Consider the following 23,311-nt stretch of genomic DNA (forward strand, 5'->3'; position numbering starts at 1 on the left):
TAAAGTTTAAGCTGATTTACTGAATGATTAACTCACTTCCCATTCAATCATGTCTTCGGCTTTAATGGGAACAACATGCGAATCACCTAGCGAGTAGCTAGCGGGAACTCTCCAAGGATTTCTTTGTAGTGTTATTGTATCTTGATTACGCATAACACCATAAAAATCAGGGCCAAAGTGACTAGCAAAACCTTCTAATTTATCCAGTGCACCAGCTTCTTCAAATGCCTCGGCGTATAATTCAATCGCAGCGTGAGCTGTGTATGCCCCAGCACAACCGCAAGCAGCTTCTTTTTTGTCTTTATAATGCGGAGCCGAATCAGTTCCTAAAAAGAATTTTTTATTGCCACTTATTGCTGCAGCCATTAATGCTTGTTGGTGTGTATTACGTTTTAATATTGGTAAACAGTAATAATGAGGACGTATCCCCCCTGCTAACATATGATTACGATTATAAAGTAAATGATGAGCTGTAATAGTAGCCGCTACATTATCCGGTGCATTTACTACGAACTCTACCGCATCTTTCGTTGTAATATGCTCTAGTACAATTTTAAGTTCAGGGAAATCGCTAACAACATCACCTAAAATTGTATCTAAAAATACCTTTTCTCGATCAAAAATATCTATCGACGAATCAGTAACTTCACCGTGAACCAATAAAAGCATCCCCACTTCTTGCATTGCTTTTAGTACTGAGTAAATATTTTTAACGGAAGTCACACCAGAGTCAGAATTTGTTGTAGCGCCTGCTGGGTAAAGTTTAGCCGCAACTATTTTACCTGTTTCTTTAGCTTTTTTAATTTCTTCAGGTGTTGTTTTATCAGTAAGATACAAAACCATTAATGGCTCAAAATCACCTTGAGGACCTGCCGCCATAATACGTGCACGGTATTCAAGTGCTGTATCAGTACATGTTGCCGGAGGAACCAAGTTAGGCATAATAATCGCACGACCCATATAACGACTAATATCGCGAACGGTATCTTTTAGCTGATCGCCATCACGTAAGTGTACATGCCAGTCATCTGGTCGAGTTATAGTGAGTGTTGTGATTGCATCTTTAGTTTTACTAATCATTTTTTTATTCCACGGCTGAATTTATCCGATCATAGGCATAGGAGGTTTTCGAGTAAAGACCTTATTAAAAATAATGGAGTCAGCTCTACTATTAAATAAAACTTTACAGCTCATAAAAAGCATTCATCGTTTTATTTTGTAGAAAGATAAAGTTTACGTTAACTTAGTTGCTGTGTTTATAAATATAAAGAATAAAATTAGCTGCCTATGTCGAACAAAGTCGATACCAATGAAGCTCTGGAAATAAAAACTGAACAGCTTAGTATCATTAATCAGTTTTCATCTAGTTTATTACAGCTTGATACTCTAGAAGAGTTACTAGAATACGTAACAACTCAAGTCGTTAATAGACTTGGCTTTGTTGATTGTGTTATCTACCTTGCCGATGACTCAGCTTCTATATTAAACCAAGTTGCATCTATGGGGATCCCCCATCAACGCTACAAATATAGAGCGCAACGAAAGGTAATACAGTTTAGTGAGGGAATTTCGGGCTTTGTTGCACGCACCGGTGAAGCAGTGATGCTTGGTGATGTAAGTACTGATAGCCGCTATATAGCAGATGAACGCCCTGCTCAGTCAGAATTATGTGTTCCTCTTATATATAAAGAGCAAATTTTAGGGGTAATTGATTGTGAACATCCCATTAAGAACTATTTTACTAATGCCCACCTTGAAATACTCACCACTGTCGCACATTTACTTAGTGCCAAAATAAACCAAGTTAATACAGTCAATAATTTACAACAAACTGTTGAGCAATTAAATAATGCGCAAAAGCTTGAAAATAGTCTTTTGCAAATAGCTAACTTAACTTATAAAGCCAGTGACCTAGATACTTTTTTTGAATCTCTTCACGCTATAATTAATAGCTTGTTACGTGCAGATAATTTTTTTATTGCACTTTACGATAAACAAGTAGATATACTCGACATTGTCTACATTGTTGAAGAGGGTATTCAAACAAGCACCCATCAAAAATTTTCAAAAGAGCAACTTAAAGACACTGCCTCATATTATTTACTACAAAAAGATCAGCCATTACTTTTTACAAAAAAAGATTACAAACAACAAATAGCAGATGGCCACTTCAAAATGATAGGCCGACAATCCGAGTCTTGGTTGGGCGTACCATTTAAAGCAAATGAACGTATCAGTGGTGTTATTGTTGTTCAAAGTTATGATAAGTCTTTACATTACAGTGAGCATGACAGCTCATTATTAACGTACGTGAGCCGTCAAATTAGCATGGCAATAGATAGGCAACTTGCTCGCCAGGAGCTTGAGCACCGTGCTTTACACGATGAATTGACTGGACTAGCTAATCGTTCACTATTAATAGAACGTGCGAAGCACGCTATATTAAGACTAACACGTGCCAAAAAAGGCACCAGCCATGCGTTGTTATATTTAGATTTTGACCGATTTAAGAGTATTAATGATTCTCTAGGCCATGAAGTTGGTGACCACTTCTTAATTCGAATATGTGAATTAATTAAAGCCACCGTTCGTAATACCGATACCTTTGCCCGTTTAGGTGGCGATGAGTTTGCTATTTTCATGGAAAATATTACGCATCGGAACCAAGTCAACGAAGCGCTTAAACGGATTCAAACTGTACTTTCAAAACCAATCGATGTTGATGGTCATTTATTACAAGCATCAACCAGTATCGGTATTGCATATAGTGATAATATAAATGATAAAGCTTATATATTACTTCAACAAGCTGACGCCGCTATGTACGAGGCTAAATCGACAGGTCGTGGGCAAGTTAAGTTTTTTAATAATACCATGCGTAAAAAGCTTAAGACTCATGCTGATATCGAAAACGATTTGCAACACGGTATTGAGCACAACGAATTTGAACTCTATTTTCAACCAATTTTTACCATCGCTGAAAGTGAAGTCATTGGTTTTGAAGCCTTAGTTCGTTGGCATCACCCTAAAAAAGGCTTTGTTTCACCGAATGACTTTATTCCTATTGCTGAAACCACTGGGCAGATTATAAACCTTGATTTGCACTTGCTCGATTTAGCTGCCCAACAAATTTCAGACTGGCACCAGCAAGGTCATCGATTCTTAAAAATTACAGTTAATGTATCATCTCGGCATTTTGCTAGTCTTGATTTTGTTGCGCAAATTCATGCTATTTACAACAAATATCAATTGCCTTTGGGTTCTTTATGCCTAGAAATTACAGAATCAGGTTTAATAGAGAATTTAGATCTAGCAACGCAAATTATAGAAGGCCTATCCCCTCTAAAAGTTAAGCTCTGTTTAGATGATTTTGGCACTGGATACTCTGCATTAGGCTATTTACATCAACTTCCGATTCATGTTTTAAAAATTGATAAGAGTTTTATTGACCACCTTCAAGATTCAACTAACCCGTTGGTTGAGGCCATTTTATCTCTGGCGCAATCATTAAAATTTGCTGTCGTAGCTGAAGGGATAGAGACTGTAGAACAACTAACTATATTACAATCGACGCAATGCGATTTTGGGCAAGGATTTTTGAAATCAAAACCTGTCAGCGCAAACGAAGCCATATTATTAATAAATAACCCCCTATAATATAGCCGATTTTACTCTTTGTTAATCGGTTTTACTTATTCTTACATGGATGTAAGCCTCTAAAGTAACGCAGAAGTAGTTATCGAGCTCACTTCACACCACGATTAAATCATCCTTAGATAACCTGAACTATGGATAATAAATCTATCTCGAGCAGTTATTTTCGACGCTAAAAATTACGTCCAGTTAAAATATATATTATTTTTCCTTCCTTTGATTCAACATGAAGCAAACTCATATAAAACTTGTAAAGTCAGTATTAAATGACTTCTATCATTAGAAATTTAAATTTTTAATAAATTTATGACAATAAACAGAAAAACTTTAGCCATCTAGACGTTGAAACGTTTTTTATATAGGCGTAGTATGTAATTAATCTGAGCTAAACTCACTTTTTCCATGAGAATTTTTAAAGATGATTGGTATTAAACATTTAAAAACCATAGCAACCCTAAAAGAAACAGGATCTTTGGTTAATACAGCACGAGAATTATTTTTAACACAGTCTGCTTTATCTCATCAAATCAAAGATTTAGAGAATAAATTAGATTGCCAATTATTCGAACGTAAAACTCAGCCAGTCCGCTTCACGCCCCAAGGAATGTTATTACTTGAGTTAGCTCACGAAATATTACCAAAAATGGAAGCGACTAAATGCCGTTTAAAAGAAAGCTTAAACCAGCCTATTTCTCAACTGCGTTTAAGTGTGGAATGCCATGCATGTTTTCATTGGTTATTGCCTACGATCAAAGAATTTAATAACTTTTGGCCTGATATAAAAATTGATTACGAGCGTGGTTTTAGTTATGACGCTATTCCTGACCTACTAAACGATGAACTCGACTTAGTTTTGACGTCTGATATACGTGAACCCGACACATTAGAATACGCGCACTTGTTTGATTTTAAACTGAAGCTTATTGTGGCGCCTGATCATGAACTTGCTAAAAAAGCATATGTAACAGCGCTTGATTTGAAAAACGAAACCATTATTTCATACCCTATCCCGCGCGAACGCCAAGATATTTTTAAATACTTTATTCAAAATGCACGTTTCGATGGCACCTTAAAAACAGTTGATCAAGGACTCCTTATTTTTCAATTAGTGAGTGCTGGTATGGGTGTTGCCGCATTACCTGATTGGCTAGTTACCCCTTATGAAAGCCAAGGTTTAATAAAGTCCATCCCGCTAGGTGCGCTTGGGCTTACTCGACCGATGTACTTAGCAATGAAAAAAGATATGAAAGATAACCCTGTTTATCGCCATTTTTTAAATACCTGTAAGCTAAATAACGGTCGATAAATCGCAATCTAATGAGTAACATAAAGCAATACTCTTGTTTTTATGTTGCTTATTATGTTTGTTATTAAAAAAATGATTGGTGGTTTACTTATGCCACTACCTCTATTTGGTTTATTTGCGTGTCTAATGCTCCTCCTCGCATTTAAAGGCCGTAAATCAGCTCTCTTCTTATCTACTTTAAGCTTAATTGTATTACTTGTATTGAGTACACCCTTTATCGCCAATTTAATTATCCAAAATAATGAACCTGCGTCGCTTGCATTTAATGCCCTAAAGCACCCTAAAATAGACAAAATAGTCGTGCTAGGTTGCGACATAAACCCAAATTCGGCTTTAAGTTCAAATAATCAATTAGGTAATTGTGCGCTAACGCGCTTAGTCGAAGGTGTAAAACTTGCCAAGTACTACCCTAATGCAGAGCTTATAGTTTCAGGCGGGGGCTATCAAAATACCACTAATAGCGGGCTTATGTATCAAACAGCGGTGAGTTTAGGAATTAATAAAAGCCGTATATTCCAAAACCCAAAAGCAATGGATACCGGTGAGGAAGCTAAGTTACTCGCATCAAAATTAGTCGACTTTAAAGTTGCACTAGTAACATCTGTACTGCACATGCCCCGTGCCAAAGACTTATTTAATGCTCAAGGCATTAAAGTCATAACCGCAGCCACTGATTACCATAATTTTGCAGCGCTGCCGTGGAGCAAGCAGTTTATTCCAAATGCTCAAGCCTTACTTGTGGTTACGCAATATAGTCACGAAGTAGTAGGAAATACATGGATAAGTTTGCGCCGCTGGATAGATCCAGAGGCGCTGTAACTTATATAATCCTAACCTGAACTCTGGACAATAAAATCTATTTCAACCAAAGTTCAGGTTAGCTAATAGATAGCCTAGTTAAACTGGGTTATCTATATCTATAAATATCACCTCAAAACCATGCTCTTGCACTAATAACTCACCCAAAGCTTTTACACCATAGCGCTCTGTTGCATGATGCCCTGCTGCAAAAAAATCAATATTTTGCTCACGAGAGCTATGAATTGTTTGCTCTGATGCCTCACCGGTTAAATACGCGTCAATACCTTGCTCTGCAGCTAAATCAATATACCCTTGCCCTCCACCGGTGCACAGTGCAATAGTTTCAATTTTAGCTGAGCGTACTAAGCTTGTGAGTGGGGCCCGATTAAGTACTTTTGCTATTTTATTTGCAAAATCTTCACCATTTAGAGGAGTTTTTAAACGTCCTTTCATTGCTACGCTATTTGTAACTGGCTCAAGCCCAGCCTCTATTTCAATATCTAATAACTTTGCCAGTTGCGCGTTATTGCCTATTGCCGGGTGAATATCGAGTGGTAAGTGATAGCCAAATAAATTAATATCATTAGCTAGTAGCGCGCCTATACGACGCTTTTTCATTCCCGTTATAGGTTGGGATTCCCCCTTCCAAAAAAAACCATGGTGAACCAAAATAGCATCTGCTTGTTGCTCTATAGCAGCATCTATTAATGCTTGACTCGCGGTTACACCCGTCACAATTTTTTTAATTTCATTTTTACCTTCAACTTGTAAGCCATTTGGGCAAAAGTCTTTAATTAAATGAGGCTTTAAAATGTCATTTAGGAGTTGGTTAAATTCTCTACGTTGCATATAACTTACCTTACTTTGCACTGAATTTTGTGCAAATTTTGGCGTTTATAGGTTTAAAATGGAAGGAAAATCGCAAAAAATTGAAAAACTGTTTTAAAATAGGTATAAATACGTCTTCTTTATCTGTGTTCACAACGTATAGGGTCTCTGATGAGCAAACTAGACAAAACAGAAGTGTTATCTGCCTTTGAATCAGCGTACGAAGCTGCCAATGGTAAAAAACCTGAAATCACAACTAAACCTGGCTGGTACAGCATCGATGGCGGTAAAAACTTACGCCTAGCTGATTTAGTAGAGCTAACTGAAGAATTAAGCTCTGGTAAAACGACACCCAAAGCGCCTGCTAAAAAAACTAAAACCAAAGCGGCTGCGCCTGTAAAAGCACAGAAAAAAGCCCCATTCACTGTTGTTACCGAAAATGAAGAAGGCTACACAGCGGAAGAGCTTTGGATTGTAATTTTAGCTCGTAAAGATCATGATTGTCGCTTACCGCGCGGTGTTGTTTAATCAACATTTATGATTTTTAAAAGAAACCGCGTTAAGCGGTTTTTTTATGCCTACTATTTACCGAGAAAGCCAGTAACCATTTTGCAGCAAAGCCACAAATAACAATAAACATAGTCCCGGCTAATACAGGCATAATCAAAAAGTCCCAACTCTGCCCTGATGCAATAATCAGAATAGGATTAGCACCTGCCGCCGGATGTACTGTTTTAGTGAGCATCATTAGTGTAATTGCAATACCAACAGCCAATGCAATTGATGCACTGCCATCGCCAACATAAGTTACAAAAACGATACCCACAAATGCAGTTAAAAGATGACCAAAAATCACATTTTTTGGCTGTGCTAATGGGCTATTTGGAATACCAAATACAAGTACTGCTGTTGCACCAAAGGGTGCCATTAACCATATCCCATAATCACCCATGTTGTTCAACCACGCTAGAAATCCAAGCACAAGCGCTGAAAAAACACCGGCAACACAGGCTAATTTGATATCACTTAAATTCATTTTAATCTCTTACATCAAAAGTAGACCGACTTGTCTACATGCACAGAGTAGACAAGTCAGTCTACTTGTGTCAACCTTTGTTTTTGAGGAGACTAAATGACTAAACAAGAACATATTGTAAATACGGCACTTACTTTGTTTTACACCAAAGGCTTACATGCTGTTGGCATTAATGAAATTTTAGCAGAATCTAACGTGGCAAAAAAAACACTTTATAATCATTTTGCCAGTAAAGATGAGTTAATTTGCGCGTGCTTAACCAAAAGAGATACACAGTTTAATAGCTGGTTTGAAGAGATCTGCAATAAACCACTAGCTATTGAAGTCGCTATTTCGTTATTTGCTGGGTTAAAACTATGGTTTGCCAACCAAGTACCAAAGCTTGGGCATTTCAATGGCTGTTTTTTTATAAATGCTGCAGCAGAGTATCCTAATGCTCAACACCCTATAGCAAAGCAATGTATGCAACATAAACAAACCATATTAGACATCATTTTAACTGCATTACTTGCTACACCCGAACTCAAAAATAATAAAGTTAAAGCGCTAGAAATTGCACATACCTTACTTACTCTCAAAGAGGGATTAATATGCCAAGCACGTGTAATGCATAACCAATCTCTCGTTATGCCAAGTATTACTTTGCTAAAACACATAACACAAAGCTAAAAAAAGCGGCTAATAGCCGCTTCCAAAAGATCAAAATAAATTACAGTTTTTCAAAATAAAGTGGTTCGCGCTCTTTTTTACCCACTTCATTCATTGTCTCTGCATTGAATAATCGACCATTGATCATGGTGTAATCTACTTTATCCGAATCTCGAATATTTTTAAGCGGATCGCCATCTATAACCATTAAATCAGCCAGTTTACCCACTTCAAGCGAGCCTACGTTTTTATCAAGCCCTAAATACTTAGCCGGATCGAGTGTCGATGCACGTATTGCCTCAAGCGGTGTCATTCCGCCTTGTGCAAACATCCACATCTCCCAGTGTGCACCTAAGCCTTCACGCTGACCGTGAGCACCTAAGTTAACTAATACACCTAGGTCTTGCAGCTCAGCAGCAACGCGTGCGTTATTAAAGTGATTATAGTGATGATCGGGCGCTTTAATGCGGCGCATAGAGCGTGGTAATAATTGATTTTTTGGCACAAATTTACTTAAACGCGGATGATTCCACACATCAGTTTTATCATACCAGTAATTTTCACCCCAAATGCCACCATAAGCCACTACAAGTGTTGGTGTATAACCAACATCACTTTGCGACCATAACTGCTTTATATCGTCGTATATGTGCTCTACAGGGATTGAATGTTCAATACCTGTGTGTCCATCTACAATCATACTTAAGTTATGTTGTAATAATGAGCCGCCTTCAGGGACAACCATCATTTCAAGCATCCGGCCTGCTTCAATAACTTGTTGGCGCTGCTCACGGCGAGGCTGGTTATACGATTTAACACTAAACGCCCCTACTTTTTTAAGGCGCTCTAAATGAAACTTTGCATCGTCTAACGAGTCAATATGCGACGTATAACCTGGCATATTTGCGCCATATAAAATAGTACCCGTTGAGAAAATACGCGGGCCAACAATCATGCCTGCCTTTTGCATTTCGCTTGCGGTAAATATTTCAGAGGTATCGTTTGATGGATCGTGAATTGTAGTTACACCCAGCGCTAAACCTGCAAAGTTTTTCCAGTTTTGCTCAGGTATAATTTCGTCACTTGCTTGCGAGCCATGTGCATGAGCATCAACAATACCAGGCATAATAGTTTTACCTGTTACATCAATAACCTCAGCACCTTTAGGGATGCTTATCTCGCTGGCTGTACCAATTGCTTTAATATGCTTGCCATCAGTGATAATTACACCATTTTCAATAACCTTTTCGCCGTCCATCGTTATAATTTTTGCACCAGTGAGCGCAATCATGCCTTTAGGCTCTGCCATTTTTTTACTGAAACCAATATTATCGCCACTTTTCACTTTAAAGTCGGCATCTTCGGCTTTGTTAATGGCAAACATCCCCTCAAGGCTTGCATGATAAAGCTCAGGCCCTAATGTCCAATAAAGTTTGTTGCTCTTAGCACTCCAGCTAATGTTTTCACCAGCACGTACCGATAACTGCTCTATTGGAAATTGACTGTCTTTAGGCCCAATATTAATTGTTTTACCACTTTGTACAAACGGCGTTACAAATACTTTAAATCGTTCAGCAAAAGCGAGGTATTGCCCATCTGGTGATACTCTAAATTCTGTCGCATGCTCTGACTCGTATAGTTTGCGAACTTTTTTACTTTCAAGCTCTACTACGCTAAGCGTTGGTTTTGGCCAAGGACTCATAATGAAAACACGATCGTTTGCATCTCCAAATTGTGGTTGATAACCACTTTTTGAAATAAGCTCACTTTTACCGCCTTTAGCGCTTACGCTATAAACCCCCGGATTAAGTGACCACTTAGGGTTTAAAATACTGCCGCCAGTGGCTTTACGATAAACAACCGTTTTACCATCTGGGCTAAACGTAGGCTCTACATATTTCCCGGGCTCTTTAGTAATTGTATCGCCACGACCACTACGCGCAGAAACCACTCTTACAGACCCTTGTTTGTTATCATCCCATGTGGTGTAAACTATTTTTTTACCATCGCGAGAGTACTGTGGAAATAATTCGTAATGATCAGTTTGCTTTGTTAAGCGCTTAATTTTACCTGACTCTAAATCACGTTTATAAATATGCCCAAGCGCTTCAAAAATTGCAGTTTCGCCATCTGGGCTTACTTGCACATTACGCAGCATTTTTACATCAAACTCGTCGGTATCTAAGTTTTGTGTAAATCGCACTGCTTTTTGAATTTTTTTACTTGTTTGCACTTTAAAAGGTATGGTTTTAACAGATTTGTCTGCAACATCTAGCTTGTGAATTGTGCCACCAGCCCAAAATACCAGTTCTTCATTATCGGGTGTCCATGCAATGGTTGGGTATACACCATGAATAGCCCAGGTTTCTTGCATATCTCGCTCAAGCTTATCGTAAAGCTTAGTGTGCTCACCGCTGGTTAAGTCATATAAATAAAGACTAGTTTGAAAATCATCACGCTTTATATACGCCAGTTTTTTACCATCAGGTGACGGTGTAGGCCTAATGGCACCGCCCATCGTATCGATTATGGTTTCAATTTCACCCGTTTCACGGTCGTAGCGCTTAATTTTATAAATGCCCGCTACAGAATCCTTTGAATAATGAAAGGTTTTACCGGGTGTTGCATCATGTGAGAAGTATACATAACGACCATCAGGTGAAAACATTGGCTCACCTAAATCTTTTTGATCGTTCTCGCGTTTTGTAAGCTGCACGCCTTTGCCACCCGCTTTATGATACAACCACACTTCACCGGCACCTAATGAGCGGCTAGCTGTAAAGTGTTTACGCGCAACTAAGTAGTCGCCATCAGGACTCCATGCAGGGCTATTTAGTAATCTAAAGGTTTCATCGGTAACAGCGTGTTGATTTTCGCCATTTAAGTCCATTATCCAAATGTTATCGCCACCACCTTGGTCGGAGGTAAACGCAATACTTTTGCCGTTAGGACTAAAGCGTGGTTGCATTTGCCATGCAATATCAGAGGTGAGCTTTGTAGCTGTACCACCACTCATTGGCATAGTGTAAATATCGCCAAGTAAGTCAAACACCACGGTTTTACCATCAGGGCTAATATCTATATTCATCCATGTGCCTTGCTCAACGCTAATTGCAGCGTCAACAAATTGCCTCTTAGGTGAATCTACTTGCCATTTTTGTTCGTCTTTTTCGGCGGCATTCACTTGCCCTATCGCTAATGACACCGACAATGCCAATACTGTATGAAGCATTTTTTTCATGCGTTTCTCGCTTGTTTTTGTTGCTGTAAAACTATTTTACACAATTGCAACAAAAACAAGCACAACTTGCCAGTGTTATATGATAAAGCGCGGTTTATATAAGTTTAACGCCAAACTATAGGGTCAAATTGATAGTAATTAACGAGCATACTATAAATTTCAGGATCGTATCGGCGCAGCTCTGCGGGTTTTTCGAGGAAGGTTTCGGTGATAACAGCAAAAAATTCGGCTTCATTAGTTGCACCATAGCTGTGAATAACGTGTGGCATGCTATAAGCAACATGACTTTTCAACTGCGTAAACGCGCGGCTAAATACTCGGCCCCACTCTTTGTAATCTGCTGAGCTTTTTAAAAGTGGCGTGCCTGTTGTTTTTCCTGTTTCTTGATCGAGTTGATGCGCAAACTCATGAAAAACTAAATTATGTCCATCACTTGGCAAGCGGTTACCTTCAAGCACGTCATGCCAGCTTAAAACGAGCGTGCCGCCAGGCCATGACTCGCCTAGTCTTACCGTATTGTGGTAACTCACAAGTCCTGCACTATCGCGTGTTGATTGCGGGGCGTAATAAGCACTTGGGTATAATAAAATTTCTTTTACATTTTTATATAACGGCCAAGGCTTATTAAGCACTAATACACACGCATCAGCGGCTACAATTAACTTCATTGCGGGTGTCAATTTTAAACCATCACAACCAACAAAGCGTTTTTCGTTTAAAAACCACGTAATATGTCGCTCTAATTTTTCTCTGTCGGCGTCGGTCATTTTTTTATAGATGGGCATGCAACGCAGTAAAATATCTTTTTGCTGCGAATTTAAAGCAAAGTCTTTATATTTACTGCGCCATAATCGGTTTTGAATTGATGGCCAACGCCAGAAAATCACCACAAAAAGAATTAAAACAACAATTAACAGTCCATTTATCATGGGGATTTCCTGAGCTAAGGTATGGTATATAAATATGTCCAGCGCACGTGCTTTTCAAGCATATAAGGTTATGTATTTGAATATAAAGTAATTCACATCGCATTGCTTATAGATTACTTATAGATTACTTATAGATTACTTATAGATTACTTATAAATTGTTTACTGCTTTGCACTGCCGTTAAATGGCGTGTTTAAAGTTAACCTTTGCAAAAGGAGTCAAATGTACCCTGCAATGTGTTTATAAATTTCGCTACGTGCAAACCATCCATTAATGAGTGGTGTACATCGATAGCTAAAGGCATTGTGCCGGTGTGTTTATCAAACTGACCAAATACAAATTTAGGAATGCCTAAACTCTGCCCTGCACTAAATGCATGCGAAAACGCACTAAAATTCAGCCACGGCAAAACAGATATATGAATTAAATCTGCCTGCCCTTCTGTTTGGGCAAATGCATCAGAAAATAACGGCTGTAATTTCGCTTTTTTGCTTACGTCACTTGCATGATTTGCAAACTCTTTAAAATCGCTTGCGCTATTAAAATAACTAAAAACAAACGTATCGTTTTCAGACAACTCAACCACACTTGCGCGAACACTATTAAGTAACCATGGTTGATTATCTATTATACGTAGCATTATTGAATCGTACTCATGGCACGCTTTTAAGGTGCAATATACATATGCTTGAAAAAAAGAAAATTGATTGGTTTTGCAATAGTCATACAGCGCTTGAGCATCTAAACGCACACACACATTAAAATAAGGCTGAGAAAAGTGTTTAAATAATTCAAAGTGTTGCTTTCTAGGCCAATTATCTAAATCGATGGGCTGCATGAGAGAAGTTGAGGGAGTCATAATTTGCCGCACAAAATTAAAAATAAAGTGTACCGCTGTTCAGTAATAATTGCATTAGGGTCTGTTGATCTTTCAAGGTTAAATCCGCAAAGATCAACACCCCTTAACTTACAGATAAACAAAAGGTGTGCAATTGCACACCTTTATTGCATTTTAGCGTAAATTTATAGACCGTTTTTAATGATTTCTTGGGCTAATTCGTCAGCAATTAAATGCGTTGATTTTTGCTCTTTTTCGCTGCGAGCAAAAATTTCAGTTAACGTATTAAAAATACCTTCAACATGTTTATTAGACGCTGCTGCACTGTAACCATCTGGCGCTGTTTCATAATAAACATTAATAATACCACCGGCGTTAATTACGTAATCTGGTGCATATAAAATGCCTTTTTCACGAATAACTTCACCGTGGCGAGATTCTGCCAGCTGATTGTTAGCACAGCCTGCAATAATAGTCGCTTTTAAACGCGGTATCGTTAAATCGTTAACGGTTGCACCTAATGCACAAGGTGCATAAACATCAATATCTAAGTCGTAAATGTCATCAATGCCAACCGCAGTTGCGCCAAAATCACTTACTACACGGTCAATGGCAGCTTGGTTAATATCAGTTACAAACAACTCAGCGCCCGCATCATGTAAATGTTTACATAAACCATAAGCAACAGCACCTAAACCTTGAACAGCCACTTTTACGCCTGCAAAATCTTGATGACCGCGTTGATGCTGTAGCGCTGCTTTAATTCCTAAAAACGTACCGTATGCTGTAAATGGCGATGGGTTACCACTTTTACCTTCAAGACCCAGTACGTAATTAGTTTCTTTATTCATAATAGCTACATCAGCACATGTGATGTTTACATCTTCTGCTGAGTAATAACTGCCATTTAATCGCTCTAACTGACGGCCAAATGCACGAAATAATTGCTCAGATTTAATTTCTTTCGCATTACCTATAATTACAGATTTACCGCCACCAAACGGTAAGCGCGCAACTGCATTTTTATAAGTCATGCCCTTTGATAAACGTAGCACGTCATAAACAGCATCTTCGTCGTTCGCATAATCCCACATTCTACATCCGCCAACTGCAGGACCTAGGTTAGTATTATGTACAGCAATAATTGCTTTTAAACCCGACTCTTCATCAGAACAAAAAACCACTTGTTCATGGTTATCAAATTCAACTCGATTAAACACAGCCACTTAAAATACTCCGAAATAGTTAACCCGTGAGAGGGTATGCGCGCTGGAAATTGCCGAGACTTTATCACTTCATATACGTGTTCGCTATACTCACAGATGATAAAACCAATGAAAACATTAAGCTTAAATTAAATAACCCAATTAAAAGCTTTATATAGATAAAAAATTCACAAAACCGTCATTTGTAAGTTTTAAATACTATAAATATAACAACCACACCGACTTACGTTTACGTGAACGTAATACAATTGTTGCGTGTAAAGTTTAATATACAAGTGATACTTGCCCGCCACGTACCGCTGCCTATAGGTTTTCAGTAAAAAGTGAGCTTTTTCGCAAACTGGTCAGAGCTGTGAACTTACTAATAACTCTATTTAAAAAAACAAAAAAGCGAGCACCAGGCTCGCTTTTTAAAAATACAAAACGTACGTTATTTTAGCTTGCTATCAAGCTCTTCAATTTTAGCTTTCCAGATAGCAGGGCCTTGTGTATGCGCATTGGCGCCTTCACTGTCTACTGCAACAGTCACTGGCATATCTTCTACTTCAAATTCGTAAATAGCTTCCATACCTAAATCTTCAAAAGCTACAACACGCGCTTTTTTAATCGCTTTAGATACTAAGTAAGCTGCGCCGCCTACAGCCATTAAATAAACAGATTTATGCTCTTTAATAGATTCAACCGTTGCAGGGCCACGTTCAGCTTTACCAATCATGCCTACAATGCCTGTTTTTTCTAGCATCATATCGGTAAATTTATCCATGCGAGTGGCTGTTGTAGGGCCAGCAGGACCTACTGCTTCATCGCGTACCGCATCCACAGGGCCTACGTAATAAATAAATTTATTATCAAAGTCTACGCCCTCAGGTAAACCTTCACCTGAATTGATCATATCTTGCAAACGTTTATGCGCTGCATCACGACCTGTTAAAATAGTACCCGAAAGTAAAACGGTTTCACCCATTTTCCATTCTTGAACATCTTTTTTAGTCAGTGTATTTAAATCAACACGACGTGTGCCTTCGCCCACTTCAAATGTTACTTGTGGCCAATCTTCTAGTTTAGGTGCTTTTAAATTAGCAGGGCCAGAACCGTCAAGCGTAAAATGTACATGGCGAGTTGCCGCACAATTTGGGATCATTACTACAGGTTTTGAAGCTGCATGCGTTGGTGCTGTTTTAATTTTAACATCAACAACCGTTGTTAAACCGCCTAAGCCTTGTGCGCCAATACCTAATTTATTAGCACGGTCAAAAATTTCTAAACGCAGTTTTTCTTCAGTTGTCTCTGCGCCGCGTTCCATTAATTCATGGATATCAACCGGATCCATTAACGACTCTTTAGCCATTACTGCTGCTTTTTCAGCCGTACCACCAATACCTATACCTAGCATGCCTGGCGGACACCAACCAGCACCCATTGTTGGTAGTGTTTTTTCTACCCATGCAGCAACATCATCTGACGGGTTTAACATAACCATTTTACTTTTGTTTTCAGAGCCGCCGCCTTTAGCCGCAACCATTACTTCTACTTTTCCACCCGCTACTAAATCAATATGCACAACCGAAGGCGTATTATCTTTAGTATTTTTACGCGTACCAGCAGGGTCTGCAACAATAGATGCACGTAAAGGGTTATCTGGATTCAAATATGCACGACGAGTACCTTCATCAACCATTTGTTGAACGGTTAAATCTGTTTTATCCCACTTAACGTCCATACCTACTTTAACAAAACAGGTAATAATACCGGTGTCTTGGCAAAGTGGACGCTTGCCTTCAGCCGACATGCGTGAGTTAATTAAAATTTGTGCAATGGCGTCTTTAGCCGCTTTACTTTGTTCTTTGTTGTACGCTTTTTCGAGTGCTTGAACAAAATCAAGTGGGTGATAGAACGAAATATATTGCAATGCATCTTCAATGCTATCAATAAAGTCTTGCTGACAAATTGTACTCATAGTGGTTCCTTAAGTTACCGTTACGCGTTGTCGCGTAATCTAAATCAAACCGGTGACGGTGGTTTGCACTGTTTTTTGCAGCTTAGTGCTGCCAAAAAATTTGACTTATGATACCCTCCTAGCCCGTTTCGAGCCAGTTCTTAAAGGGGCAGTAAATGCTAAACAATAAAAAAAATTGTATTAAATTAGGCATAACACAAAACTGCATTGACGTTTTTGCGCATTTTTCACATTTGCCTTATGCAATTCTATTAGATTCTGCAAATAGTAATCATATAAACAGCCGTTTTGATATTGTTGCTATTGAGCCGCAAAGTACCCTTGAAGTAAAAAATAATAAAAGCTTTTTAAATAATATAGAAAGTAGTGATAACTGCTTTGAAATTATGAATAATGAGCTTTCGCATCTTGCTAAAACAAAAGCCGATTACGATTTACCCTTTAATGGCGGCTGGCTTGGCTACTTTGGCTACGACTTAGGGCGTACAATTGAAAACATCCCCACTCATGCTATTGAAGACATTAATCTTCCCCAAATGGCTATTGGCCTTTACTTAGATGCCCTTATTTACGACAAACAGCAACAAAGCTGGTTTTATGTATCGCAGCCAAACACCGATCGATTAGCGCTTTATGAGCAATATTTAAATACGCACGTTAACTCCCAAGTTAATACGCAGTCCTTTGCCCTAAACAGCGACTGGCAATCAAATATGAGCGAAACGGAGTACGCTGCAAAGTTTGCCCAAATTGAGGAGTATTTAAAAAGTGGCGATTGTTACCAAATTAATTTAGCGCAGCGCTTCAACGCTCAGTTTGAAGGCTCCCCTTGGGCAGCTTACATTAAACTACGTGAAGCAAATAAAGCGCCATTTTCGAGCTTTATAAATCACCCTCAAGGGGCAATTTTATCAATTTCCCCTGAGCGCTTTATATCTGTAAATAATAACGTTGTAGAAACCAAACCTATTAAAGGCACACTGCCGCGAAAAGCGGATGCACTGGAGGATCAACGCCAAGCCCAAATACTCGCAGCATCAGCTAAAGATCGCGCTGAAAATGTCATGATTGTTGATTTACTGCGTAACGACTTAGGCAAAGTGGCAAAACCTGGCAGCGTTCACGTCCCTTCTCTTTTTGCTATTGAAAGCTTTCCGGCAGTGCATCATTTAGTAAGCACGGTAACCTCTGAACTTGATGCAGGTAAAACAGCCGTCGATCAGCTAAAAGCGGCTTTTCCGGGTGGATCAATCACCGGTGCGCCCAAAATTAGAGCGATGGAAATAATTGAAGAGCTAGAGCCGCATCGCCGCAGCATTTACTGTGGTTCAATTGGTTATTTAAGTGCATGTGGAAATATGGACACGAGTATCACTATTCGCACCTTGGTGTGCCACAAAGCGCAAATTTACTGCTGGGCAGGTGGCGGAATAGTCGCTGATTCTAAAGTCGAATTGGAATATCAAGAAACTTACGATAAAGTAAATAAAATCCTCCCTTTATTAAAACAGTAGGTCGCTTTGAATAGTGAACACATTATGGCGCGGTTTCTGTTAAGCCCTACAGCTGCGCCAAACCAGTTAAAAGACACGCGTAAAAAGCGCGCTAGCGCTGTTATGCTGCCCATTATTGATATAGATAACCATGCACATATTTTACTGTGTAAACGCCCTACTTATTTACACCATCACCCTGGAGAGATTTGTTTGCCAGGGGGTAAGTTTGAAGTAAGCGACATTACCCTTCGCACCACAGCCCTTCGCGAACTAAAAGAAGAGCTAAATATTACCCAAAATAACGTTAATGTATTAGGTCACTTACCTGAGTATTCAACATTAACGGGTTTTAGTATTAGCCCCTATGTAGGTTTACTTAATAAAGGCACCACATGGGAAAATGACTATAATGAAGTACAAGCGAGCTTTTTACTCTCTGTCACTGAGTTAAATAACGAAGCTAATTGGCAACCCTTACCTTTTCAACGATTTGGGAAAACGGTTATTTTGCAAGGTTTTAAAACGCCACATGGTTTACTTTGGGGTGCGACTGCAAACATTATAAAAAACTTTACAAAACAACTCGCCTTACCAGTTTAAATCTTCGTTATTAATAGTTACACAATCACAATTCCACGTTATCATGCTCGACCGTTCAAAGAGCAGCTTCGTGCTGATAAAACAAAGTAGAGACACACATTATGATCAGTGCATTTGATATGTTTAGCATTGGTATTGGCCCTTCGTCATCACACACCGTTGGCCCAATGCGCGCATCACGCTTATTTGTTAATGACCTACAAGAACAACAATTATTAGCAAATGTTACCGATATTAAAGTAGAGCTTTATGGCTCTTTGGGTCAAACAGGTGTTGGCCATGGTTCGGGTAAAGCCGTAATTCTTGGTTTAGCCGGTTACGACCCTGAAACTATAGATGCCGATTTAGTCGACGACATTTTAGCGACCATCGAACAAGATCAGGTTATTTATTTAAACAAAACACACAAAGCTAAGTTTCCAAAACAAGGCGCTATTGTTTTTCATCGTCGCAAAACGCTGCCTAAGCACTCTAATGCAATGGAAATTATCGCCTCAAACAACGGCGAAAAAGTTTACAGCAAAGTATATTACTCTATTGGCGGTGGCTTTATTGTTACTGACGAAGAGTTTGAAAACGAAAAACAAGCAGCCCTCGATATTAGAGAAGAAAACCCAGCCCCATTCCCATTTGGTAGCGCAAAAGAGTTACTAGAAATGTGTAAAGAGTCAGGGCTTAGTGTTTCAAGCTTGATGATGAAGAACGAAAAAACACTGCGCACTGAAGATGAAATAAAAGACACGCTGTTTCATATCTGGAAAGTAATGATGGCCTGTATTGACCGTGGTATGCGTACAGAAGGTATTTTACCTGGCGGCTTAAAAGTAAAGCGCCGTGCGCCTAGCTTATACTTAAAACTAAATATAGAAGTCAGTAACGACCCACTTCGTGCAATGGACTGGGTTGATTTATTTGCCCTTGCCGTAAACGAAGAAAATGCGGCAGGTGGCCGTGTAGTTACCGCACCAACTAATGGTGCTGCGGGTATTTTACCAGCTGTACTTATGTACTATCACACATTTGTGAAAGAAGTAGACCGCGATATAGCCACACGTTATTTATTAACGGCTGCTGCTATTGGTATTTTATATAAAAAGAATGCCTCTATATCGGGTGCCGAAGTAGGTTGCCAAGGTGAAGTTGGCGTTGCGTGCTCTATGGCAGCAGGCGCATTAACAGAAATTGTTGGTGGCAATGTTGTGCAAGTAGAAAACGCAGCAGAAATTGGTATGGAACATAATTTAGGCCTCACGTGCGACCCTGTTGGTGGCTTAGTACAAGTGCCATGTATTGAACGCAATGCAATGGGCGCGATTAAAGCAATTAATGCCTCACGTTTAGCTATTCGTGGCAGTGGCGAGCAAAAGGTATCACTTGATAAAGTGATTAAAACCATGCTTGAAACCGGCAACGATATGAAAACCAAATACAAAGAAACCGCTCGCGGTGGATTGGCTGTTAATATTATTGAATGTTAAAAATAACTAAAAAAGGCCATACAAATTTGTATGGCCTTTTTTATCTAGCTGTATAAATTTAAGACAAAAATGCAAATTTAATAATAAACAGTGCCGTTAAAATCCATACGCTAATTGTGACTTCGTCTTGCTTACCACACAACACTTTTACTACCGTATAAGATATAAAACCAAGTGCTATACCATGAGCAATTGAAAACGTTAATGGCGTCATCAGTAAAACGACTGTAACGGGAATGGCATCGGTCATATCATCCCAATTAACAAACTTCAGATTTTGTAGCATTAAAACTGCAACATATAAAATGGCTCCAGCGGTTGCGTAAGCTGGTACCATTTGCGCAAGTGGTGCAAAAAACATCATAAGTAAAAAGCAAATACCTACCACAACCGCTGTTAAACCAGTACGCCCACCTACAGATACACCTGCAACAGACTCTATATAAGATGTTGTAGTAGAAGTGCCCAACATAGCGCCTGCAATTGTTGCTGTACTGTCAGCACTTAGCGCTCTTCCTAACCGAGGCATATTTCCTTTTTCATCAGCAAGCCCTGCTTTTTGAGTAACTGCAACTAAAGTACCCGAGGTATCAAATAAATCCACAAACAAAAATGCGAAAATAACACTCAACATAGACAATTCAAGTGCAGCACCAAAGTCAAGCTGCATAAAAGTAGGTAAAATAGAAGGAGGCGTAGCAACAATTCCATGGTATTCAACAAGCCCTAAAGCCAGTGCGATACCGGTCACTAATAAAATACTAATTAACACACCACTTTTAAAGTTACGATATAAAAGCGCAGCAATAATAAAAAAGCTGAAAATAGCTAATAATGGGCCAGCTGAAGTTATATCACCTAATTGTACTAACGTTGCAGGGCTGGCAACGATGATCCCCGCATTTTTAAGAGCAATTAAAGCTAAAAATGCGCCAATACCCGTTGCAATGGCCCGCTTTAAAACCAAAGGAATGGCATTAATAATCCACTCACGAACTTTAAACAGGCTTAGAAGTAAAAATATACACCCAGACATAAAAACAGCACCTAATGCCGCCTGCCATGTGTAACCCATCCCTAATACAACACCATATGTAAAAAATGCATTTAACCCCATTCCAGGCGCTAATGCTAAAGGATAATTAGCCCACAACCCCATAATAAAACAACCAATAGCAGCTGCAATACAAGTTGCTACAAAAGCAGCTCCCTGATCCATTCCAGCCTCTGCTAACATGGCAGGGTTAACAAATACAATGTAAACCATTGTGATAAATGTAGTAATACCCGCAATGCATTCACGGCGGACTGATGAGCCATTCTCACTAATTTTAAATAAAGCTTCGAGCATAATAGACTTATGGTTGTAAAAAGTGGCAATATTTTAACATAAAAATCATCTTTTACAGGACATTTTACCTTGCGATATACTAAACTATTGACTTAGTTACATAACGAATGAGTGAGCATGATAAAAACAACACCGACAGGCCAAGATTTAGAGCAGCAGTTAGACAATATACTGTCCTTTGTCACGCAACCTAGCGACACTAACTCAACGCCAACTAACGAAAATAGTCAGCAAAATACACTTAACAAAGCACTGTATTATTTAAAAAACAATCAAAATGCACTTGCTGCGAAGTGGATGCGTTTAGCTGCGATGTCTGGAGAACTTCGAGCACAATTTTACTTAGGACTATTTTTTGTAAAAGGCCAAGGTGTTCCGCAAAGTGTATTTCATGCTGTTGCATGGCTAAGCTTATCAAGTAGTCAAGGTCACGAGCCAGCAACTACTGCATTAACTGACTTGCGTAAACACATTGAAACTAAACGCTTTAAAGATGCCCAATGCTACGCTGCAAGTTTATATGAACAAATTCACCAATTGCAGTTTTCTCACCTAATACCAAATAACGCTAACGAAGAGTAAATTACACATACGAAACTATGCTGTAATTTACACATGAAATCATTATTTAAAGCTGCCATATCAACCTTCAACAGGTGTATACAGTATTCAACACAATAATGCACAGTTGGAAACAACAACATAAAGGTAAATTTAAATCATTAAATATTAATAACTTAAAAAAATGACAATTTAAAAAAAGTCTAAATCTTAAATTATCGTACAAAAAAATAGCAAAAAACACTTGCACACAAACACTGTATAAACTACTGTATGTAAATACTGTATAAAAACCCAGTGAGTGAAGCGATATGTTACAACCAATTACCGTACGAACAGTTAAAAGCTACCAACAAGACAATAAAAGCGATTGTGTTAATTTAATTGAAATTGAAGATGAAATTTCGGCAACATTTGAGCTATTAAAAGTATTACATCAATACAATAGCTTAAATGCTTGGACATTATTAATCGCACCCGATCACGTCCCTAGTAAAGCGCTACTTGATTCGTGCTCTATCGATACGAGTAAATTACTCGTTATTAGACAAAAACACTTAGTGAATCTAGAGTACGTATTAAATTCGGCTTTACACAACGGTAATTTTGCAGCTGTAATTACTTGGACTGATATAGTTAATAACCAGCTATTAACTAGCTTATCTCTGGATATGAGTAAAACAAATACAAAGTTATATTGCTTCACGAAAAACAAACAAACCACAGAGATATTACTAGCTCAATAATCTTGTTAAACTAACATTTTAGCTTTACACCAAAATTATGACCTCACTGAATAAAACATTATGTCTTTGTGGCAGCCAACAAAATTATGTTGACTGCTGCGAACCTTTTCATTTGGCAATACAGCATCCTCAAACACCAGAGCTACTTATGCGCTCTCGTTATAGTGCTTATGCACTCAAAAATGCTAAGTATATTTATCAAACATATACAACAGATAAACAGCCCGAAAACCCCGTTAAAGAAATTAAAGAATTTGCAGATGGTTGCCGCTTTATAAAACTGACAATTATAGACTCAGGGCACGATGATAGTCAGGGTTTTGTAGAATTTAAAGCGCACTACTTTTATGATAATTTATACTGTGAATTGCACGAACAATCAAAATTCATTAAAGAAAAAAATCAGTGGAAATATTCTGACGGCGTTATATTACCTGTTGCAGATATAAAAATTGGCAGGAACGATGATTGCCCATGTGGCAGTACTAAAAAGTATAAAAAGTGCCATAGCCTATAAACCTCAACTTACCCAGGCATCAGGTATTTTGAAACACACTAATTAGTTAAATGATATGTACTCTAGTTTTGTACATATTATTTAACTTAATGTGGCGC

General features: G+C 38.6%; 20 protein-coding genes. 11 read left to right on the forward strand and 9 right to left on the reverse strand.

Annotated features, from left to right (window positions below; translation table 11 throughout):
* Nucleotides 1-27: 27 nt before the first annotated feature.
* A complete protein-coding gene (gene pyrC, locus D172_RS11135) occupies nucleotides 28-1,080 on the reverse strand; it encodes a dihydroorotase (protein ID WP_007375875.1) in 1,053 nt (350 codons plus the stop codon).
* Nucleotides 1,081-1,287: 207 nt separating this feature from the next.
* Between pyrC and D172_RS11140 the strand changes: the two genes are divergently transcribed.
* The 3 genes from D172_RS11140 to D172_RS11150 all read left to right on the forward strand — a co-directional run bounded on the left by D172_RS11140 (nucleotide 1,288) and on the right by D172_RS11150 (nucleotide 5,779).
* Nucleotides 1,288-3,657: an EAL domain-containing protein gene (locus D172_RS11140; RefSeq protein ID WP_007375876.1), complete on the forward strand. Its 2,370-nt coding sequence runs from the start codon at nucleotides 1,288-1,290 to the stop codon at nucleotides 3,655-3,657.
* A gap of 415 nt (nucleotides 3,658-4,072) precedes the next feature.
* Entirely contained in the window at nucleotides 4,073-4,960 is an 888-nt protein-coding gene (locus D172_RS11145) for a LysR family transcriptional regulator (RefSeq protein WP_007375877.1), read from the forward strand.
* A 54-nt stretch (nucleotides 4,961-5,014) separates the two neighbouring features.
* Entirely contained in the window at nucleotides 5,015-5,779 is a 765-nt protein-coding gene (locus D172_RS11150) for a YdcF family protein (RefSeq protein ID WP_198022389.1), read from the forward strand.
* A 78-nt stretch (nucleotides 5,780-5,857) separates the two neighbouring features.
* On the opposite strand, the gene D172_RS11155 is transcribed toward D172_RS11150, so the two are convergent.
* Complete coding sequence (locus D172_RS11155) at nucleotides 5,858-6,610, reverse strand: Nif3-like dinuclear metal center hexameric protein (RefSeq protein ID WP_007375879.1); 753 nt, start codon at nucleotides 6,608-6,610, stop codon at nucleotides 5,858-5,860.
* A gap of 150 nt (nucleotides 6,611-6,760) precedes the next feature.
* Here D172_RS11155 and D172_RS11160 point away from each other — a divergent pair, with 150 nt between their 5' ends.
* Nucleotides 6,761-7,117 (forward strand): hypothetical protein, encoded by a 357-nt coding sequence (locus D172_RS11160; RefSeq protein ID WP_007375880.1) that lies wholly within the window; start codon nucleotides 6,761-6,763, stop codon nucleotides 7,115-7,117.
* Nucleotides 7,118-7,148: 31 nt separating this feature from the next.
* Here D172_RS11160 and D172_RS11165 read toward each other — a convergent pair whose 3' ends face one another.
* Entirely contained in the window at nucleotides 7,149-7,625 is a 477-nt protein-coding gene (locus D172_RS11165) for an HPP family protein (protein WP_007375881.1), read from the reverse strand.
* Between the two features lie 96 nt (nucleotides 7,626-7,721).
* On the opposite strand from D172_RS11165, the gene D172_RS11170 reads away from it, so the two are divergent.
* The gene (locus D172_RS11170; protein ID WP_007375882.1) at nucleotides 7,722-8,294 is read left to right on the forward strand and encodes a TetR/AcrR family transcriptional regulator; all 573 of its coding nucleotides are present in this window, start codon (nucleotides 7,722-7,724) and stop codon (nucleotides 8,292-8,294) included.
* Between the two features lie 40 nt (nucleotides 8,295-8,334).
* Here D172_RS11170 and D172_RS11175 read toward each other — a convergent pair whose 3' ends face one another.
* The 5 genes from D172_RS11175 to D172_RS11195 all read right to left on the reverse strand — a co-directional run bounded on the left by D172_RS11175 (nucleotide 8,335) and on the right by D172_RS11195 (nucleotide 16,464).
* Entirely contained in the window at nucleotides 8,335-11,514 is a 3,180-nt protein-coding gene (locus D172_RS11175; protein ID WP_007375883.1) for an amidohydrolase family protein, read from the reverse strand.
* A 104-nt stretch (nucleotides 11,515-11,618) separates the two neighbouring features.
* On the reverse strand, nucleotides 11,619-12,443 hold the full coding sequence (locus D172_RS11180) for a M90 family metallopeptidase (RefSeq protein ID WP_007375885.1): 825 nt from the start codon (nucleotides 12,441-12,443) through the stop codon (nucleotides 11,619-11,621).
* Between the two features lie 199 nt (nucleotides 12,444-12,642).
* A complete protein-coding gene (locus D172_RS11185) occupies nucleotides 12,643-13,281 on the reverse strand; it encodes a chloramphenicol acetyltransferase (protein ID WP_007375886.1) in 639 nt (212 codons plus the stop codon).
* A 185-nt stretch (nucleotides 13,282-13,466) separates the two neighbouring features.
* Nucleotides 13,467-14,507 (reverse strand): Leu/Phe/Val dehydrogenase, encoded by a 1,041-nt coding sequence (locus D172_RS11190; RefSeq protein WP_007375887.1) that lies wholly within the window; start codon nucleotides 14,505-14,507, stop codon nucleotides 13,467-13,469.
* Between the two features lie 430 nt (nucleotides 14,508-14,937).
* A complete protein-coding gene (locus D172_RS11195) occupies nucleotides 14,938-16,464 on the reverse strand; it encodes a fumarate hydratase (RefSeq protein WP_007375888.1) in 1,527 nt (508 codons plus the stop codon).
* A gap of 155 nt (nucleotides 16,465-16,619) precedes the next feature.
* On the opposite strand from D172_RS11195, the gene pabB reads away from it, so the two are divergent.
* The 3 genes from pabB to D172_RS11210 all read left to right on the forward strand — a co-directional run bounded on the left by pabB (nucleotide 16,620) and on the right by D172_RS11210 (nucleotide 20,038).
* Nucleotides 16,620-17,978 carry an aminodeoxychorismate synthase component I gene (gene pabB, locus D172_RS11200; RefSeq protein ID WP_007375889.1) on the forward strand — a complete coding sequence of 453 codons (1,359 nt, stop codon included), beginning with the start codon at nucleotides 16,620-16,622 and terminating at the stop codon, nucleotides 17,976-17,978.
* 6 nt (nucleotides 17,979-17,984) lie between these two features.
* Nucleotides 17,985-18,560, forward strand: coding sequence for an NUDIX hydrolase (locus D172_RS11205; protein WP_007375890.1), 576 nt, complete (start codon nucleotides 17,985-17,987; stop codon nucleotides 18,558-18,560).
* Nucleotides 18,561-18,661: 101 nt separating this feature from the next.
* On the forward strand, nucleotides 18,662-20,038 hold the full coding sequence (locus D172_RS11210) for an L-serine ammonia-lyase (protein WP_007375891.1): 1,377 nt from the start codon (nucleotides 18,662-18,664) through the stop codon (nucleotides 20,036-20,038).
* A 58-nt stretch (nucleotides 20,039-20,096) separates the two neighbouring features.
* Here the strand turns inward: D172_RS11210 and D172_RS11215 are convergent, their stop codons facing one another.
* Nucleotides 20,097-21,389, reverse strand: a complete 1,293-nt coding sequence (locus D172_RS11215; protein ID WP_007375892.1) for an NCS2 family permease — start codon at nucleotides 21,387-21,389, stop codon at nucleotides 20,097-20,099.
* A gap of 117 nt (nucleotides 21,390-21,506) precedes the next feature.
* On the opposite strand from D172_RS11215, the gene D172_RS11220 reads away from it, so the two are divergent.
* From D172_RS11220 to D172_RS11230, 3 genes are all read left to right on the forward strand, one after another.
* On the forward strand, nucleotides 21,507-21,971 hold the full coding sequence (locus D172_RS11220) for a tetratricopeptide repeat protein (RefSeq protein ID WP_007375893.1): 465 nt from the start codon (nucleotides 21,507-21,509) through the stop codon (nucleotides 21,969-21,971).
* A gap of 290 nt (nucleotides 21,972-22,261) precedes the next feature.
* Nucleotides 22,262-22,696, forward strand: coding sequence for a SulA-like leucine-rich domain-containing protein (locus tag D172_RS11225; protein WP_007375894.1), 435 nt, complete (start codon nucleotides 22,262-22,264; stop codon nucleotides 22,694-22,696).
* A gap of 37 nt (nucleotides 22,697-22,733) precedes the next feature.
* Complete coding sequence (locus tag D172_RS11230; RefSeq protein ID WP_007375895.1) at nucleotides 22,734-23,213, forward strand: YchJ family protein; 480 nt, start codon at nucleotides 22,734-22,736, stop codon at nucleotides 23,211-23,213.
* Nucleotides 23,214-23,311 lie beyond the last annotated feature (98 nt).

The sequence above is a fragment of the Pseudoalteromonas sp. Bsw20308 genome (assembly GCF_000310105.2).
Lineage (GTDB): Bacteria > Pseudomonadota > Gammaproteobacteria > Enterobacterales > Alteromonadaceae > Pseudoalteromonas > Pseudoalteromonas fuliginea.

Bases quoted from the DNA above. Each gene is read 5' to 3' on its own strand.
- pyrC (WP_007375875.1), bottom strand. From the start codon at position 1,080: ATGATTAGTAAAACTAAAGATGCAATCACAACACTCACTATAACTCGA.
- D172_RS11140 (WP_007375876.1), top strand. From the start codon at position 1,288: ATGTCGAACAAAGTCGATACCAATGAAGCTCTGGAAATAAAAACTGAA.
- D172_RS11145 (WP_007375877.1), top strand. From the start codon at position 4,073: ATGATTGGTATTAAACATTTAAAAACCATAGCAACCCTAAAAGAAACA.
- D172_RS11150 (WP_198022389.1), top strand. From the start codon at position 5,015: ATGTTTGTTATTAAAAAAATGATTGGTGGTTTACTTATGCCACTACCT.
- D172_RS11155 (WP_007375879.1), bottom strand. From the start codon at position 6,610: ATGCAACGTAGAGAATTTAACCAACTCCTAAATGACATTTTAAAGCCT.
- D172_RS11160 (WP_007375880.1), top strand. From the start codon at position 6,761: ATGAGCAAACTAGACAAAACAGAAGTGTTATCTGCCTTTGAATCAGCG.
- D172_RS11165 (WP_007375881.1), bottom strand. From the start codon at position 7,625: ATGAATTTAAGTGATATCAAATTAGCCTGTGTTGCCGGTGTTTTTTCA.
- D172_RS11170 (WP_007375882.1), top strand. From the start codon at position 7,722: ATGACTAAACAAGAACATATTGTAAATACGGCACTTACTTTGTTTTAC.
- D172_RS11175 (WP_007375883.1), bottom strand. From the start codon at position 11,514: ATGAAAAAAATGCTTCATACAGTATTGGCATTGTCGGTGTCATTAGCG.
- D172_RS11180 (WP_007375885.1), bottom strand. From the start codon at position 12,443: ATGATAAATGGACTGTTAATTGTTGTTTTAATTCTTTTTGTGGTGATT.
- D172_RS11185 (WP_007375886.1), bottom strand. From the start codon at position 13,281: ATGCAGCCCATCGATTTAGATAATTGGCCTAGAAAGCAACACTTTGAA.
- D172_RS11195 (WP_007375888.1), bottom strand. From the start codon at position 16,464: ATGAGTACAATTTGTCAGCAAGACTTTATTGATAGCATTGAAGATGCA.
- pabB (WP_007375889.1), top strand. From the start codon at position 16,620: ATGCTAAACAATAAAAAAAATTGTATTAAATTAGGCATAACACAAAAC.
- D172_RS11210 (WP_007375891.1), top strand. From the start codon at position 18,662: ATGATCAGTGCATTTGATATGTTTAGCATTGGTATTGGCCCTTCGTCA.
- D172_RS11215 (WP_007375892.1), bottom strand. From the start codon at position 21,389: ATGCTCGAAGCTTTATTTAAAATTAGTGAGAATGGCTCATCAGTCCGC.
- D172_RS11220 (WP_007375893.1), top strand. From the start codon at position 21,507: ATGATAAAAACAACACCGACAGGCCAAGATTTAGAGCAGCAGTTAGAC.
- D172_RS11225 (WP_007375894.1), top strand. From the start codon at position 22,262: ATGTTACAACCAATTACCGTACGAACAGTTAAAAGCTACCAACAAGAC.
- D172_RS11230 (WP_007375895.1), top strand. From the start codon at position 22,734: ATGACCTCACTGAATAAAACATTATGTCTTTGTGGCAGCCAACAAAAT.